We start from the raw sequence: 16,574 nt of genomic DNA, 5'->3' as shown, positions 1-16,574 counted from the left end.
CGTGAAGCCGAGCAACACCAGAACCTCGTCGCTCACCCGCGATCGCGGCGATGCCACTCGCCAGCGAATATTGAGCGCTGCGGCCACGGTGTTGAGCACCAAAGGGTATGCAGCCACCCGATTGTCCGATATCGCCGCCGAGGCCGACGTACGAACTCCCGGCGTCTACTACTACTTCGCGTCTCGGGACGAATTGATCGCCGAGGTCATGCGAGTGGGTCAGCGTCGAGTGCGCGAGCACGTCGAGTCCGCCCTGGCCTCGGTTCCCGATGATGCCGGGCCTCGTGAACGAATCCGAGTTGCGGTCGAGGCGCACCTGCGGGTGGAACTCGAGTTGTCGGAGTTCGCCACGGCGGTCACCCGGAACACCAGCCAGCTGACGGAACAGGTCCGCGGCGCCCAGCAGGCGGAGAGCGACAGGTACCACCGGATGTGGCGCACGCTTCTCGAAACCGCACGCAGCGAGGGCCTGCTCCTACCGGACCTCGACCTCGGGATTGCGCGCATGCTCGTCATCGGGGCACTGAACTGGACGCCGGAGTGGTGGCGCACCTCGACCGACTCGATCGACGTGTTGGTCGCCACTGCGCAAAGCATCGTATGCGCCGGGCTTTTCGGGATCCCCGCAGACCCGGGCGACGGTGGTTCCACTTTTGATTCTATGTTAAATTCTTGAAATATCGCCAGCAACCAGGAGGACACATGCCCGAGGCCTATATCGTCGACGCCACCCGTACCGCTGTGGGACGCCGCAAAGGAGGTTTCGCACAGTCACATCCGGCCGACATGGCCGCACACGTCATCAAGACACTCGTCGAGCGCAATTCTTTCGATCCCGCCGCGATCGACGACGTGATCCTCGGTTGCCTGGACAACATCGGCTCGCAGGCAGGCGACATCGCCCGGACCGCAGCCCTCGCCGCCGGTCTGCCGGAAACGGTTCCCGGCGTCACGATCGACCGCCAGTGCGGATCCGCCCAGCAGGCAGTGCATTTCGCTGCGCAGGGCGTCATGAGCGGCACCACCGACCTGATCGTCGCCGGCGGCGTCCAGAAAATGAGCCAGTACCCGATTCTGAGCGCCTTCACCGCCGGCGAGCCCTTCGGCTCCACCGATCCATGGACCGGTTCCGACGGCTGGGCCGCTCGATACGGCAGCGAAGAGATCTCCCAGTTCCGCGGAGCCGAGATGATCGCCGAGCGCTGGAACATCAGCCGACAGGACAGCGAGGCGTTTGCGCTGCGCAGCCACCAACGCGCACTTGCTGCCATCGCCGCCGGGCACTTCGAGCGTGAGATCACCCCGTTCGCAGGGGTCTCGACGGATGAGGGCCCGCGCGCCGACACCTCTCTCGAGAAGATGGCCTCGCTGCAGACCCTCACCCCGGGCGGCACCCTGACTGCCGCTGCCGCAAGCCAGATCTCGGACGGCTCGGCCGCCCTGCTGATCGCCTCGGAGGACGCCGTCGCACAGTACGGCTTCACTCCGCGTGCCCGTATTCACCACATGTCGGTCCTCGGAGCAGACCCCGTGATGATGCTGAGCGCTCCCATTCCGGCAACACAGCACGCCCTCAAGAAGACGGGCATGTCCATCGACGACATCGACGTCGTCGAAATCAACGAGGCATTCGCGCCGGTCGTGCTCGCCTGGTTGGCCGACATCGGTGCCGACCCGGCGAAGGTCAATCCCAACGGCGGCGCGATCGCTCTCGGTCACCCGATCGGCTGCACCGGGGCACGGCTGATGGTCTCGATGCTGCACGAGCTGGAGCGCACCGGCGGACGCTACGGCCTGCAGACCATGTGCGAGGGCGGCGGCCAGGCCAACGTCACCATCATCGAAAGGCTCTGACATGGATCGTCAGCTCTACACCGAGGATCACGAGATCTATCGGGAATCGGTGCGCGACTTCCTCGCTCGCGAGGTCGAGCCGCACAAGGACAAGTGGGACGAGGCCCGGTGGATCGACCGCGAGGTCTTCGCGAAGGCCGCCTCGCAGGGCTTGTACGGAATCCAGATCCCCGAGCAGTACGGCGGTTCCGGCGAGACCGACTATCGATACCGCATGGTCGTGTGCGAAGAAGTCGCCCGCATCAACGCACTGTCGTTCGGCCTCACCGTCGCTCTGCAGGACGACCTGTTCCTGGCGTACCTGCTCGATCTGACGACCGACGATCAGAAGCAGCGGTGGCTGCCCTCGATCGCCTCCGGTGAGAAGATCGGCGCGCTGGCGATGACCGAGCCGGGAACCGGAAGCGATCTGCGTGGCATCAAGACCTCTGCCCGACGCGAGGGCGACGAGTACATCCTCAACGGCCAGAAGACGTTCATCTCCAGCGGAATCATGGCCGATCTGCTCGTCGTCGCTGTGCGTACCAACCCCGAGGGCGGCTCGCGTGGCTTCAGCCTCTTCGTCGTCGAACGGGACACACCGGGTTTCGAGCGGGGCCGCAAGCTCGACAAGATCGGCCTCCCCGGCCAGGACACCGCGGAACTGTTCTTCGAGGATGCGCGTGTTCCGGCGAGCAACCTTCTCGGTGAGGAGGGGCTCGGACTGCAGTATCTGATGGGCCACCTCCCGAGGGAGCGGCTCGGGGTCACCGCCATGGCGCTGGCCACCACCCGGGCGATCTTCGACATCACCGTGGCGTACTGCAAGGACCGCAAGGCATTCGGCAAGCCGATCTCGACCTTCCAGCACATTCAGTTCGAGCTGGCCGAGATGTCGACCGAGATCGACATCGCCGAGGCCTACGTCGATCGCTCTGTGCGCGCGTACAACGACGGCACCCTCAGTGACGTCGATGCAGCCAAGGGCAAGTGGTTCGTGAGCGAACTGCAGAAGCGGGTCATCGATCGGTGCCTGCAGTTGCACGGCGGGTACGGATTCATGAACGAATACGCCGTCGGAAAAGCGTACGTGGACACTCGCATCCAGACGATCTACGGCGGCACCACCGAAATCATGAAGCAGATCATCGGTCGCGACCTGATCGCATGAAAGACAACGGTGACGCTCGAGTGCACAGATCCTCGGGCGTCACCGTTCTCGACCACCTCGTCGGGTATCGAGCCGACGAGACCACGGACCTCGGACGGAGTGGAATGTCCCTCAGCGGCCATCGAAGGCGATCGGTGCTCATCGCACCGGCATCCGACGAACGCAAAGCGCTCAAAGCCCTGCACTCGGACGCCGACGAGGTCGTTCTCGATCTAGAGGATGCCGTGGTGCCGGCGCAGAAGCAGATGGCTCGCGATACGGCAGTGCGTCTGGCCGACGAGCATGCGGCCGGGCGCACCGTGTCGGTACGCATCAATGCGCCCGACTCTCCCTGGTACGCGGACGACGTGGCTGCTGTGTCGCAGTGTGCTCACCTCACCGGCATCGTCCTTCCGAAGGTCCACTCGCGCAGGGACATCGAGGATGTCGACCGGGCTCTCGAGCACAACTCAGGACTGCGGATTCAAGCCCTGTTGGAGACACCCGAGGGGATTCTGAACGCGCGCGAGATCTGCGGCGCTTCGGAGCGACTGAGTGCGGTGATCATCGGTTACGCGGACCTCGGCGCAGCGATCGGACGATCCCCCGCGGACATCCGACAGTGGATCTCCATCCAAGATCGGGTTCTGCTCGCGGCCCGCGCGGCAGGGGTGGCTGCCATCGACGGCCCGGCCCTCGGGATCGCCGACGACGAGAAGTTCCGGAGTGCGGTGACGTGGTCGGCCCAGCTGGGCTTCGACGGCAAATGGGTCATCCATCCGGCACAGATCGCCACGGTGACAACGGCGTTCACACCCACTGCCGAACAGGTGGAGCACGCTCGGCGCGTCGTCGAATCACTCGCGGTTGCCGAGGACGCGGGTGCGGGCGCGGCGTTGCTGGACGGACAGATGCTGGACGAGGCCGTTGCTGTCGCAGCCCGTCGCGTACTGGCGCAGGCCGGTCGGCGATGAGCGAGAACACCGTACGGTCCCCCGTCCTGGTCGGTGGCCCGTACTTCGACGAACTGTCGGTCGGCCACGTGTTCGACACGGCCCCGACGGTGACCTTCACCGACGGAATGGCCGCAGTTCATCAATCGATACTCGGGATTCGGCTCCGCCTACCACTCGATGCCGGTCTGTCTCGACGCGTCGCCGGCCACGGCGGAACCCTGGTGAACCCGGCGCTGGTCTGCGATGTCGCCATCGGCCAATCCACCACGGCCACACATCATGTGAAGGCAAACCTCTTCTATCGGGGTCTGCGCTTCCACACGCTCCCACGAATCGGCGATTCGCTCACCACGGTCACCACCGTCACCGGCCTACGCGAGAACTCACCGAAGCCAGGACGTCGATCGACCGGGCTGGCAGCGCTGCACATGAAGTCCACCGATCAGCGCGGGCGTACCGTCTTGGATTTCCATCGATGCGCCATGCTGCCGATCGGCGACGACCCCGACGAAGGACGAGTGCGTCACGACGACACTCTCGAGCCCACCGCACCTGCCGTTACCAAGGAGGGCGACGCCATCGTCGGCGGGCTCGACCTCCCGACGTTCCGGACAGGAGCGAAGGGACCGCACTTCTCGCCGGAGCTCGCGGGCGTGACATTCGAATGCAGCGCCGACGTCGTCACCAGCGCACCGGAACTGGCGCGTTTGAGTCTCAATATCGCAGCAACACACCATGATCAGCGCTCGGGCCCGCTCGGACGGCTGGTGTACGGAGGTCACACCATCGGCCTCGCGCTGGCTCAGGCCACGCGGGCACTGCCGAACATCGTCACCGTTCTGGGCTGGGAATCGTGCGATCACCTCGCACCCGTCCGCGAGAACGACACCCTGACCAGCACCGTATTCGTCGAACGCGCCGAACCGCTGAGCGAGGGCGGGATCCTGCACCTTCGCTCGGTCGTGCACTCGGTCGGCGACGGGGACTCCACCGACGTACTCGACTGGCGCTTCTCCGCCCTGATGGCCTGATCGCCCGCATTCCTGCCTTGCCTACCTGACAACGATCGAGAGGAAACCATGAGCGCCCTATCTCAAGACGAGGCAATGATCGTCGATGCCGTTCGAGCGTGGGTGGACAAAGAGGTGCTTCCTGTCGTCCACGTGCTCGAGCACTCGAACACGTACCCCGAAGCGCTCATCGAGCAGATGAAGGAAATGGGGATCTACGGACTCGCGATTCCCGAACCGTACGGTGAAGCGCCCGTCAGCATGCCCTGTTATGCCAGGGTCACCGAGGAACTGTCCCGAGGCTGGATGAGCCTCGCCGGCGCAATGGGCGGACACACCGTGGTCGCCAAACTGATCCTCGCGTTCGGGACCGAAGAACAGAAGAATCACTACCTGCCTCGGATGGCCACCGGCGAGATCAGAGCCACCATGGCGCTGACCGAACCGGGCGGTGGCTCCGACCTCCAGGCGATGACGACGGTGGCGCGCAAGGACGGCGACGACTTCGTGGTGAACGGATCCAAGACGTGGATCAGCAATGCCCGCCGCTCGCAGCTGATCGCGTTGCTGTGCAAGACCGATCCCACGGCCGAGCCGAAACATCGCGGTATCAGCATCCTGCTCGTCGAACACGGCCCAGGACTGACGGTCTCGCGTGATCTGCCCAAGCTCGGCTACAAGGGTGTCGAGAGCTGCGAGCTGACGTTCGAGGACTTCCGCGTACCGGTGTCCGCCGTACTCGGCGGGGCGGAGGGCAAAGGCTTCGCGCAGATGATGAAGGGCCTCGAGACCGGCCGAATCCAGGTCGCATCACGGGCTTTGGGCGTGGCCGGGGCTGCGCTCGAGTCGGCACTTCGCTACTCGCAGGACCGAGAGAGCTTCGGCAAGCCCATCTGGAAGCACCAGTCGATCGGCAACTACCTCGCGAACATGGCCACCAAGCTCACCGCTGCTCGCCAGCTGGTGCTCTACGCCGCCGAGAAGTTCGAGGCAGGCGAACGGTGCGACATGGAAGCCGGCATGGCCAAGCTGTACGCATCGGAGGTCGCCATGGAGATCGCCCTCGACGCTGTTCGCATCCACGGCGGCTACGGATATTCCACCGAGTACGACGTCGAGCGATACTTCCGCGACGCACCGCTGATGATCGTCGGCGAAGGCACCAACGAAATACAGCGAAACGTCATCGTCTCGCAGCTCGTGGCACGCGGTGGCCTGGACAGCTGATGAGTGACGACGCTGCGCGGCTGTGCCTGCACGAGGAAGTGAACAGTCGACACCGCGCTGGGACGGATGTCGCTCGGCCGGACGCCGTCGAACATCAGCACCGTCGCGGAAAGCTCACGGCGCGAGAACGAATCGACCTGCTGACCGGCGAGGGCGAGTTCTTCGAGTTCGGCGCGCTGGCCGGGCCGGGGCCGTCACAACCGGGCAGCCCCACCCTGGTGGCACCGGCCGACGCCATGGTGACCGGCATCGGCTATGTCGACGGCAGAGCAACGGCCATCGCCGCGTTCGACTTCACGGTTCTGGGCGGAAGCACCGGGGCCGTCGGCATGGCCAAGCTGTCGCGATGCGCCGAACGCGCATTGCTGGACCGCATTCCCCTGATAGTGCTGAGCGACAGCGGCGGGCACCGAATGCAGGAAGGTCTCGACTCCCGGCACGCGGCGCTCGGCTCACCGCTGTTTCAGCAGTTCGACGATCTGTCCGGATTGGTACCGATCGTCACCGTCATGATGGGCCCCGGCTTCGGAGTCGGAACGAATCTGGCGGCCCTGTGCGACTTCGTCGTGATGGTCAAAGGCATTTCGACCCTGGGAATGTCCTCGTCACCGTTCGTCGCGGCAGCCACCGGTGAGCACATGACCAACGAGGAGATCGGCGGTGCCGAGGTTCAGGCCGGCCGCGGAGTCGCCGACTTCGCTGCGGAGGACGAGCACGAGGCTATCGACGCAGTCCGCGCGTATCTGAGCTTCCTCCCGTCCAATTCGCTCGAGGCCCCGCCTCGGATCATGGGTGCCCGGTGGCCCGAGGACGTCGATCTGGACACTCTCGTTCCGCTGAGCGGACGCCAGGGTTACGACGTGCGGGATGCCGTTCGCGGCATCTGCGACGAGGATTCGATACTGGAGCTACGCGAAACGGCAGCCCCCAACGTGGTGACGGCCTTCGCTCGCGTCGACGGTCGCGCCGTCGGAGTGGTGGCCAATCAGCCCCTGCACCTCGGCGGCGCACTCGACAGTGCCGCCTGCGAGAAGGCGGCACACTTCATCGCGGTGTGCGATGCCTTCGGTCTACCGCTGTTGATCTTGATCGACCTGCCGGGATTCCTGATCGGATCGGCAGCCGAGACAACACAATTGGCCCGGCGCAGCGGCCGTCTGGTGTACGAGCTGGCCGAGGCCACCGTTCCGCGAATCAGCATCGTGGTGCGCAAGGCCTACGGAGCCGCGTACATCGCCATGGGCGGTGGGCGCGGGTACTCACCGGATCTGGCTCTGGCATGGCCCACCGCGCAGATCTGCGCGATGCCGGTGGACGGAGCCGTCGACATCGCCTATCGCCGTGACTGGCAATCCGCGGAGGATCCGGCTGCTCGACGGGCGGAGCTGATCGCCGGGTTCGAGAAGAACATCGACCCGTTCCATGCGGCCGACGGATTCGGGCTGGACGACGTCGTACTGCCGTCGCAGTCTCGCCGGTTGATAGCCGAGACACTCTCCCGCGTCGCTGCCCGTCGCCCACCGCGGGTGCCGCACAAACGCAGATCCATCTCCCCGATCTGAGCTCGGCCTCTTCGATCCCGGCTTCGAAACGACTCGGCCGGTGTCGATGCCTTCGTGGAGGCATCGGCACCGGCCGAGTTCGGTTCAGCTCTGGTGAACGAGAGGGAAGCTCTCGATCACACTGTCGGCCACGATCTTTGCCGTTTCAGCGCAGGCCGTGGTTCCGCCGTTGGCGAATTCCTTCACTCCGTCACCCACGTTCCACAGGCCCGTGATCGGTGTCGTGTTCGGTAGATCGAAGCCGGCCACTGCCCGCTGCGGTGGCCAGCCGTCACGAGTGACGTTGACCGAGATCACCCGTGCACGTGAGTCGAAGTTCTCGATCGCGTCACGCAGGTCCTCCATGACCAGTTCGACCTCGGTGTCGGAATCGAAATCGCCGACCGAGGGTTCGGGAATTGCACCACCCACGTACAGGTTCCACCCGTCCGGAGCCATTTCGGGGCAGGTCTCGGTGAAGTTGGCGATGTACGCGAGGCGACGCGATTTCGCGAAGCTCAGCATTCCGGGAACGTCGACGAGGCGCTCCTGGCTGGCGAAGTTCACCGCGATCATCGAGCACGGACGATCGGCCGCACGTACCTGGGCGGCGTAATCCGCACCCACGGCGTCGTCGCCGGTCAGCTTCAGCGTTGCGCTCGGACCGACGTCGCTGATCACCACGCGCGCCTCGACCGTCGTCTCGACTCCACCACGTGTTGCCACGATTCCGCGCACCACGCCGTCCTCGACGAGAATGCGGTCTGCGGACGTCGACAGCCACACCTGCCCGCCGTTGCCTTCGATGGACTCGACCAGCGACTGCCAGACACCGATGGTGCCCTGGGGGTGGAAGCCGAACTTCTTGAACGCACTCTTGCGCGTGAAGTAGGTCAGGAACACCTTCGCAGGGAGCTCGGTGGAGCTGACGGCGAACACCGACGCACACATGTTGCGGAAGATCCCGTGCACACCTTCGTTCTTCGTGTACTTCGAAACCCACTCCGCGGTGGACAGCTCGTCCTCGGGCATGCCGCTGTCGTTGCGGGCAGCACCGAGGCCGCTGACCAGTTTGGCACCCTGTCGGGTCAGTTTGGAGAGCAGGAAGCCCCACCCGCCACCGGTGACGTCGACGTTCTTGCCACCGATGCTGTACAGAATCGGAGGGGACGGCATCCGGATGTCGAATTTCGCCCCGACCTCCGCGAACGTCTCCTCGGTGATGCCACCCAACTCGATGACGATTGCGCCGTTGTTGACCTTGAATCCGTCGATCTCGTCGGTGGATGCGCGTCCGCCGACCTTGTCGAGGGATTCCACCACCAAAGTCCGATACCCTTTGTGCGCCAGCCGAGCTGCGGTGAACAGGCCACCTGCGCCCGCACCGACCACCACGACATCGAACTGCTGTGTTTCCGGTGTACTCATCGTTCTGTGCTCCTCGAGATCAGCTCACCGAAACCAGTTCGGCGCGTTGGCTTTGTGTCGGTACGGGGTGTCAGTACGAGCGCGGCAGCCCCATGGTGGTCTGCGCGACGAAGTTCAGGACCATCTCTTTGCTCACCGGTGCCGTACGCATCAAGCGAGTGACGAACCACAACTCCGCCAAGCCGTATTCGTGGGTGAGTCCGTTTCCACCGTGTGTCTGGATCGACTGGTCCAGCGCCTTCAGAGCGGCCTCGGAGGCCGCGTACTTGGCAATGTTCGCGGCCTCGCCCGACGGCTTGCCTGCATCGAACAACTCGGCACTCTTCGCCGTGGCGAGACGTCCGAGCTCGACGTCGATCTGCGCTGCCGCAAGCGGGTGGGCCACACCCTGATGCGACCCGATCGGAACCGACCAGACCTCCCTGGTCTTGGCGTAGTCGACGGCCTTGTCCAGCGCGTAACGACCGACCCCACCACAGATGGCACCGACCAGAATCCGCTCCGGATTGAGTCCGGCGAACACCTGCTTCAATCCCTGGCCGGCCGCACCGATCAGTGCGTCCGGTCCCACCCGCACGCCGTCGAGGAACACGGTGAACTGCTTGTCGGGCGAGACGATCGCGGTGTCGATCTTCTGCAGGGTCAGGCCGGGAGTATCGGTCGGAACGACGAAGAGCGACAGCGCCTTGCGCTCGCCCGTCGAATGCTCGACGTCCTTGGCCACCACGAGAAGCGCGTCGGCCTCGTCCACCGCCGAGATGTAGTACTTTCCGCCGTTGAGTACCCAGCCGTCGCCGTCGCGCGTCGCTGTCGTCTTCAGAGCATGACTGTTCGAGCCCGCATCGGGTTCGGTCAGTCCGAAGGACATCTTCTTCGATCCGTCGGCCAGCGCCGGCAGCCACTTCTGCTTCATCTCGGTCGACCCGTGCATGTTGACGATGGAGCCGCAGATGGCCGGTGAGATGACCCAGATCAGCAGCGGGAAACCGTGCGCAGCGAGTTCTTCGACGACAACCACGGCCTCGGCCATTCCGCCGCCACCGCCGCCGAATTCCTCGGGTAGATGCACTCCGAGAAGGCCGGATTCTCCCAGTTCCTTCCACAGCTCGTCGATGTTCCCGTTCGCCCGCGCGCGCTCGAGGAAGTACGCGGCACCGTATCGGTCCGCGATCTTGGCGACGCTCTCTCGGATCAGGCGGTGCTCGTCGTTGTCGTTGATCAGACCCTGCACGGCTGGACCGTCCCTTGTTCGTGTGGGTGGCCGGCGCGATCGCACCAGCTCGTTCATAATCTAATATAGATAAAAATATATCGGAGTCAACCGAGTCCTCGCTTCTGCCGCAGACGGCGAAGTCAGAGCAACTCGTGGAACTCGTCGTTCCGAATGCCCTCGACAACCCGGAACTTACGGATCTTGCCGGTCGGAGTCAGCGGTAATTCTTCGGCCAGGAACCACCGACTCGGCACCTTGTACGGCGAAAGGACCGCCCGAGCATGCCGCTCGAGCTGCTCGCGCAAGTCCGCGGCGGCCTCACCGCGAACTCGAACCACCACGGCCACCACCTCACCCAGCCGGGCGTCGGCAAGTCCGATCACGGTGGCGTCCAGAACAGAATCGACGGCCAGCAGCGCCGACTCGATCTCGAGCGGGGAAATGTTCTCCCCTCCCCTGATGATGAGATCCTTGAGCCGACCGGCCAGCGTCAGGTAGCCGCGCGAGTCCATCGAGCCCAGATCGCCGGTGCGCACGAAGCCGTCGCGGTCCAGCGCTCGCGCGGTCGCGTCGGGATCCTTCCAGTACTCCAGGAACTGCAGGTAACCGCGAGCGCAGATTTCACCGACCTCGCCGATCGGCAGCACGTCGCCCGTCACCGGGTCGATCACCTTGCAGTCCACCTGGGCCAACGGGTGTCCGACGGTCGTCAACTGGTCCCGCCGCGAATCGGTCCGCCGGGTCGCGGACAGCACCGGCGATAGTTCTGTCTGCCCGAACACATTCAACACCGCCGATCCGAACACTCTCTCGGCAGATTCGATCATCGCCGAGGGCACTGGTGCGGCCCCGCCGAACATCGTGGTCACGTGCGGTGCGTTGCCCTCCTCACCTCGAACGGATTCGAGGATGGCCCCGAGTACGGCCGGCACGTAGAACAACAGGTCCGCTGATTCACGCCGCGCGGTCTCGATCACCGGAGCCGGGGCGAACTGTTCGATCAGGACCACCGTGCCACCGACCCACACCGGCCCGAGCGTCGCGACCACACACGCTGCGGTGTGGAACATCGGCAGCGGATTGACCGCGACCGATCCCGACTCGATCCCGACGTACTCCATCGTGAGCTTGGCAACGTTGACCAGAGATCGGTGACAGAGCAGCACCCCCTTCGGCTTTCCCGTGGTCCCCGAGGTGTACTGCAGCATGACGGGCGCGAGAGGATCGTGGGGAACGTTGGACAACGTATCGGCGGCTACCTCGTCCGCCCGCCAGCGAGCGCGCTCGGACAGGCTGATCACGATCAAGTCCGATCGATCCCCCGCGATGCTCGACGCCACCTCGGCCATGTCGTAGTCGCGGCTCGAATCCGCATGGATCAGAACGCGTGCGCCGGAGTGTCCGAGTGCGTAGTCGAGTTCGCCGCGTCGAAGAACCGGGTTCAATGCAACCAGGACGACGCCTGCGAGGGCCGCACCGAACTGAATTATCGGCCACTCGACGTTGTTCGGTGCCCACAGGGCGACGAACTCCCCCGGCTCGGCCAGCTGCCGCAGAGCCGTCGCCACCTTCAGCGCCTCCTCGTACAGTTCGGCGTAGGTCAAGCGAAGCTCCGCACCGTCTCCGTGGCGAGTTCCGATCAGCGCGGTCACCGCGGAGTGAGTGACCGCGCGTTCGGCGAGTACGCCACCCACCGTGTGGTCGACCAGATCCGAGCTCGTGTCTCGTTCCCAGAACGACATGACGAGAGGATCGCGCTCTCGATCGGCCGGGCGAGTCTCCAGTGTTGTCATATGTCCTCCGTTTCGAGCACAGACCAGCGCGCGACTCCTGATCGCGTCCTTGCAGTTTTACATAATGTGGATTAAAAATTACGAGAATACGTCGGTGAAGTTCACCGCGAGAACACCGATCAGGAGAGCAATGCGAATCGGAACCATGATCGACTACTCGGGCGGTTTCCGAGAGTCCGCAGCCGAGGTGGCCGAGCTCGAGAAGGTCGGGCTCGACATCATCTTCGTCCCGGAAGCGTATTCCTTCGACGCCGTCAGCCAACTCGGCTACCTTGCTGCCACTACCTCGACGGTGCAGCTCGCGTCGGGCATCATCCAGATCTACACCCGCACACCGTCACTGACAGCAATGACTGCCGCAGGCCTCGACTACGTGTCGGACGGCAGATTCGTCCTCGGCCTGGGCGCGTCCGGTCCGCAGGTGGTCGAAGGCTTTCACGGGGTCACCTACGACGCTCCCCTCGCTCGTACCCGAGAAGTGGTGGACATCTGCCGACAGGTGTGGCGACGGGAGCGCGTTCAGCACCAGGGCAAGCACTACCAGATTCCGCTTCCGGCCGACAAGGGAACCGGACTCGGGAAGCCGCTCAAACTCATCAATCATCCAGTTCGAGAGAAGATCCCGATCCTCGTTGCGGCTATCGGGCCGAAGAACGTCGAGCTCACGGCCGAGATCGCCGAAGGCTGGCAACCGATCTTCTTCGCCCCGGAGAAGGCGCACTCGGTGTGGGGCGATGCGCTGGCCGCGGGCAAGGCCAGACGGGATCCGTCGCTGGGCGAGCTCGACATCTATGCCGGACCGACCTTGGCCATCGGTGACGACGCAGACAAATACCTCGCCGGTGTGAAACCGCATCTGGCGCTGTACATCGGCGGCATGGGAGCGAAGGGCAAGAACTTCTACAACGATCTGGCATGCCGATACGGCTACGCAGCCGAGGCGGCGACGATCCAGGACCTGTATCTCGCGGGGAGAAAGGGCGAGGCGGCCGCTGCGGTACCCGACGACCTGGCCCGAGCCGTCAACCTCATCGGACCCGCCGGTTACGTGAAGGAACGAATCGCCGCGTTCGCCGAGGCCGGCGTCACCACACTCAACGTCACCCCGGTCACGAAGGACTCGGCCGAGCGCATTGCCCAGATCGCATTGCTCCGCAACCTGATCGGATGATCTCGGCCCGGTGCCGCTACCGGTCGGCACCGGGCTCACCGATCACGACCGGCAGGCAAGCAGGGAAGTAACTCTCGGTCAGGCGATCGTGACGCCGACCTGGTCGAGGACGGTTGCCAGGTCCCAATAGTCCTCGTGGCTCGTCAGTCTTCCGTCGTCGCCGTACTCGCAAATCGCCACCCCGAACACCGTGAACTGCTTGCCCGACGCGTCGATCACCTTCCCGTTGCGTAACCGGAGGGGGCCGCCGTAGGTACCGGACCACCGCCACTTTCCGTAGAAGCGGCCATCTGCGGCTCGAATGTCCTCGAACTCGATGAACGAGTCGGGCGCGAACTTCAACATGTACCGATGGAATTTCGAGATTGCCTCACGGCCAACATACTTCGGCTCGAACGCCATGTCGCGGTAGTAGGCTTCGGGTGAAAAGAACTCCACCAAGGCATCGGGGTCGTCGGTCCACGCCTTCGAGAACGCCTGAGTGAACTCCGGGTCGGTAGGATGGGGCGTCATGATCTCTCCTCTGTAGTTGCAAATAATCTATCCTAGATTCGATTATTGTCACGGACTTCGTGACACCCGGTCGACATTTCCGGAAGGACTCGCCATGAAGGCCCTGCTCTGTGACGACGCAGACCTGAACGAGTTGCGCGTGCAGGAGGTCGCCGACCCGCTCCCCGGGCCGCGCCAGGTACTGCTCGACATACGCGCGGCCTCGGTCGACTTCGTCGATACCCTCGTCATGAGGGGGATCTATCAGATTCCCGTGCCTCGTCCGTTCGTTCCGGGGAACAACGTTGCCGGCGTCGTCGTCGAGGTAGGAGATGCGTGCACGCGATTCTCGGTGGGCGATCGCGTACACGGACTGGCATTCGTCGGAGGCTTCGCCGAGCGCATTGCGATATCCGAGGACAAGCTCCGCCCGACCCCCGATGCCCTCCCCTTCGACCTGGCCTGCTTGGCCGGTGTGCCGTACCGGACGGCATACGACGCGATCGTCTCGAAGGGCTCGCTGCGGGAAGGCGAGGACCTGGTGGTCCTGGGAGCCTCGGGTGGCGTGGGCAGCGCTGCCATCCTCATCGGAAAGGCGCTCGGTGCCAGAGTGATTGCCTGCGCGTCCACAGCGGACAAGCTGCAGTTCTGCCTTGATATCGGGGCCGACGAAGTGGTGTCGTATACCGAACCCGGGTTCAAGGACGCTCTCAAGGCCGTGTGCCCACAGGGCGCGGACGTAGTACTGGACATGGTCGGAGGAGACATCACCGAACCTGCGCTTCGGGCAACAGGTTACGGCGGTCGGTTCGTGATCGTGGGATTCGCCGCCGGCGGGCCGGCCCGGGTACCGATGAATCTGGTGCTGCTCAAGGGCTCGTCCATCATCGGATACGAGATCGCCGACTTCGAGAACCGCGGACCCGTTCAGGCCGCCCAGAACCGCGACGCACTGGAAGAACTGCTCGCCTCCGGCCGGATCACCCCGCCCATCACCGGACGCTTCACGCTCGACGACGCCGCCGACGCGGTACGTCTGGTCGCAGGACGCGACAAACTCGGCACCACCATCATCGAAGGAATCTCATGACGAACGACATCCGATCCGTGCTCGATACCCGCCGCTCGTCCGAGCTACCGGACGGCGCCGTCGACACCCTGAATCATCTGATGGCGGTGCGCACGAGTTGCCGCTCGTTCATGCCCGAACCCGTACCACGCCAGACGATTCGGTCGATTCTGGACACCGCTCAGCGGACGGCGTCCTGGTGCAACAGCCAGGCGTGGCAGCTCTCGATCACCAGCGGTGCGGGAACGGACAGGCTACGGAGCGCCCTGACCGCGGCCGCAACGGAGGGCCGCACGGATTCACCGGACATCCCCTTTCCCCGTGAGTACCGGGATGTGCACCGAACGCGTCGTCGCGAGAGCGGTCTGCAGCTCTACAACGCGCTCGGCATCGAACGCGGCGACCACCAGCGACAGATGGAGCAGTCGCTTCGCAACTTCTCGTTTTTCGACGCCCCGCACGTAGCGATCGTGCATTCCGACGAGGCGCTCGGTTCCTACGGAGCCGTCGACTGCGGCGGATACGTCAGCAGCTTCCTGCTTGCGGCGACGGCCCACGGGGTCGGTAGCATCGCACAGGCCGCGCTGGCCATGTACCCGAGCGTGATTCGCGCCGAACTCGGCCTCGCAACCGACCGTACGATCGTCTGCGGAATCTCGTTCGGATACGCCGACACGGACGACCCGACGAACAGCTTCCGAACCAGCCGGGCCGACATCGACGAGGTGGTCGACTGGATCGACTCCTGACAAGGAATCTTGCTCAGACGAGGTTCAGCACCACGATGGCACCACCGATCGTGGTGAACCAGATGCCGAAGGCAATCTTCAGCGCGCGGGGGGCGTGACGCACCTCCATGAAATCGGCGACGATGAAGTACACCTTGGCGAAGGCCAGCGCAATCACCAGCGCCGACGCAACCCGTGTGTCGGTGCTGCCGAACGGTTGGTGTGTGCCGAGCCAGAACGTCGAGATCGTCAACGCCACCAACAGCACCCATACGATCACCGCCCGCTGCGGGAAGGTCGCGGTCTCGTCGTTCATTCGGCACCCACCAAGTAGACGAGAGTGAAGATGACGATCCACAGCAGATCGACCATGTGCCAGTAGACTGCAGCCGATTCGACGAAGAGACGGTCACGGCTCCACGAGTTGTCGCGTCGCGCGACTCGCCACCATCCCCCGAGAAGCAACGCACCGACCAGCACATGAACCAGGTGAATACCGGTCAGCGCGAAGTAGAAGAGAAAGAACGTGTTCTCGGTCGGCGTATGGCCGGCCTGAATCTCGAGCGTGTACTCGACTGCCTTCAGTCCGGCGAAGGTGACGGCACACAGACCAGCACCACCGAGGTACCGAATTGCCGATGGCCGACGACCGACCCGATGTGCATGCAGCGCGAGTACGACCAGCAGCGAACTGACCAGAAGAACAAGGGTGTTGACCACGCCGATCGGTTGGTACAGGGCAGCCGATGAACTCACGAACAGACCCTCGTCGCGGCGGCGCTCCCACATGAACACGAGGAAGAACCATCCGAACACCGTCATGTCCCCGAGTACGAACAGCCACAGGCCCGTTTCCGCGGGCAGTCCCGGTGTCTGCGGGCGCGGCACACCTCGCTCGGCCACTACCGATCTACTGTCCAATTCTTCATCGTCCCAGAGGAATTCGGGCATACGCTCGCTCAT

The 16,574-nt window shown here is 64.3% G+C and carries 16 protein-coding genes; 10 read left to right on the top strand and 6 right to left on the bottom strand.

Translation table 11 applies throughout. The features are described from left to right. Position 1: 1 nt before the first annotated feature. From CH271_RS05105 to CH271_RS05075, 7 genes are all read left to right on the top strand, one after another. The gene (locus CH271_RS05105) at positions 2–676 is read left to right on the top strand and encodes a TetR/AcrR family transcriptional regulator (RefSeq protein ID WP_094632893.1); all 675 of its coding nucleotides are present in this window, start codon (positions 2–4) and stop codon (positions 674–676) included. Positions 677–702: 26 nt separating this feature from the next. Further along, the gene (locus CH271_RS05100; protein ID WP_094632892.1) at positions 703–1,854 is read left to right on the top strand and encodes an acetyl-CoA C-acetyltransferase; all 1,152 of its coding nucleotides are present in this window, start codon (positions 703–705) and stop codon (positions 1,852–1,854) included. A gap of 1 nt (position 1,855) precedes the next feature. Next, positions 1,856–3,004, top strand: coding sequence for an acyl-CoA dehydrogenase family protein (locus CH271_RS05095; protein WP_037194325.1), 1,149 nt, complete (start codon positions 1,856–1,858; stop codon positions 3,002–3,004). Between the two features lie 104 nt (positions 3,005–3,108). Further along, complete coding sequence (locus tag CH271_RS05090) at positions 3,109–3,957, top strand: HpcH/HpaI aldolase/citrate lyase family protein (RefSeq protein ID WP_094633169.1); 849 nt, start codon at positions 3,109–3,111, stop codon at positions 3,955–3,957. Further along, positions 3,954–4,970: an acyl dehydratase gene (locus CH271_RS05085; RefSeq protein ID WP_094632891.1), complete on the top strand. Its 1,017-nt coding sequence runs from the start codon at positions 3,954–3,956 to the stop codon at positions 4,968–4,970. The genes CH271_RS05090 and CH271_RS05085 overlap by 4 nt, the downstream gene beginning before the upstream one ends. A 48-nt stretch (positions 4,971–5,018) precedes the next feature. Further along, a complete protein-coding gene (locus tag CH271_RS05080; RefSeq protein WP_037194322.1) occupies positions 5,019–6,176 on the top strand; it encodes an acyl-CoA dehydrogenase family protein in 1,158 nt (385 codons plus the stop codon). Next, positions 6,176–7,738 carry an acyl-CoA carboxylase subunit beta gene (locus tag CH271_RS05075; RefSeq protein ID WP_094632890.1) on the top strand — a complete coding sequence of 521 codons (1,563 nt, stop codon included), beginning with the start codon at positions 6,176–6,178 and terminating at the stop codon, positions 7,736–7,738. Before CH271_RS05080 ends, CH271_RS05075 begins: the two co-directional genes overlap by 1 nt. Before the next feature lie 84 nt (positions 7,739–7,822). On the opposite strand, the gene CH271_RS05070 is transcribed toward CH271_RS05075, so the two are convergent. The 3 genes from CH271_RS05070 to CH271_RS05060 form a co-directional block, all read right to left on the bottom strand. Then, positions 7,823–9,145, bottom strand: coding sequence for a phytoene desaturase family protein (locus CH271_RS05070; RefSeq protein WP_037194320.1), 1,323 nt, complete (start codon positions 9,143–9,145; stop codon positions 7,823–7,825). 70 nt (positions 9,146–9,215) lie between these two features. Further along, entirely contained in the window at positions 9,216–10,376 is a 1,161-nt protein-coding gene (locus CH271_RS05065) for an acyl-CoA dehydrogenase family protein (protein WP_032367203.1), read from the bottom strand. A gap of 122 nt (positions 10,377–10,498) precedes the next feature. Next, positions 10,499–12,151: a class I adenylate-forming enzyme family protein gene (locus tag CH271_RS05060; protein WP_170945752.1), complete on the bottom strand. Its 1,653-nt coding sequence runs from the start codon at positions 12,149–12,151 to the stop codon at positions 10,499–10,501. A 130-nt stretch (positions 12,152–12,281) separates the two neighbouring features. Between CH271_RS05060 and CH271_RS05055 the strand changes: the two genes are divergently transcribed. Continuing rightward, positions 12,282–13,322 carry an LLM class F420-dependent oxidoreductase gene (locus CH271_RS05055; RefSeq protein WP_094632889.1) on the top strand — a complete coding sequence of 347 codons (1,041 nt, stop codon included), beginning with the start codon at positions 12,282–12,284 and terminating at the stop codon, positions 13,320–13,322. A gap of 78 nt (positions 13,323–13,400) precedes the next feature. Here CH271_RS05055 and CH271_RS05050 read toward each other — a convergent pair whose 3' ends face one another. Continuing rightward, the gene (locus CH271_RS05050; RefSeq protein WP_094632888.1) at positions 13,401–13,835 is read right to left on the bottom strand and encodes an ester cyclase; all 435 of its coding nucleotides are present in this window, start codon (positions 13,833–13,835) and stop codon (positions 13,401–13,403) included. Positions 13,836–13,929: 94 nt separating this feature from the next. Here CH271_RS05050 and CH271_RS05045 point away from each other — a divergent pair, with 94 nt between their 5' ends. Beyond that, the gene (locus CH271_RS05045) at positions 13,930–14,904 is read left to right on the top strand and encodes an NADPH:quinone oxidoreductase family protein (protein ID WP_094632887.1); all 975 of its coding nucleotides are present in this window, start codon (positions 13,930–13,932) and stop codon (positions 14,902–14,904) included. Beyond that, positions 14,901–15,632 carry a nitroreductase gene (locus CH271_RS05040; RefSeq protein WP_256986279.1) on the top strand — a complete coding sequence of 244 codons (732 nt, stop codon included), beginning with the start codon at positions 14,901–14,903 and terminating at the stop codon, positions 15,630–15,632. The genes CH271_RS05045 and CH271_RS05040 overlap by 4 nt, the downstream gene beginning before the upstream one ends. 13 nt (positions 15,633–15,645) lie before the next feature. On the opposite strand, the gene CH271_RS05035 is transcribed toward CH271_RS05040, so the two are convergent. Then, entirely contained in the window at positions 15,646–15,927 is a 282-nt protein-coding gene (locus tag CH271_RS05035) for a cytochrome C oxidase subunit IV family protein (protein ID WP_094632886.1), read from the bottom strand. After that, the gene (locus CH271_RS05030; protein WP_094632885.1) at positions 15,924–16,574 is read right to left on the bottom strand and encodes a cytochrome c oxidase subunit 3; all 651 of its coding nucleotides are present in this window, start codon (positions 16,572–16,574) and stop codon (positions 15,924–15,926) included. The genes CH271_RS05035 and CH271_RS05030 overlap by 4 nt, the downstream gene beginning before the upstream one ends.

This window comes from Rhodococcus sp. 05-340-2, from assembly GCF_002258915.1.
GTDB lineage: Bacteria > Actinomycetota > Actinomycetes > Mycobacteriales > Mycobacteriaceae > Rhodococcoides.
This window is presented reverse-complemented; position numbering and strand designations above follow the sequence as displayed.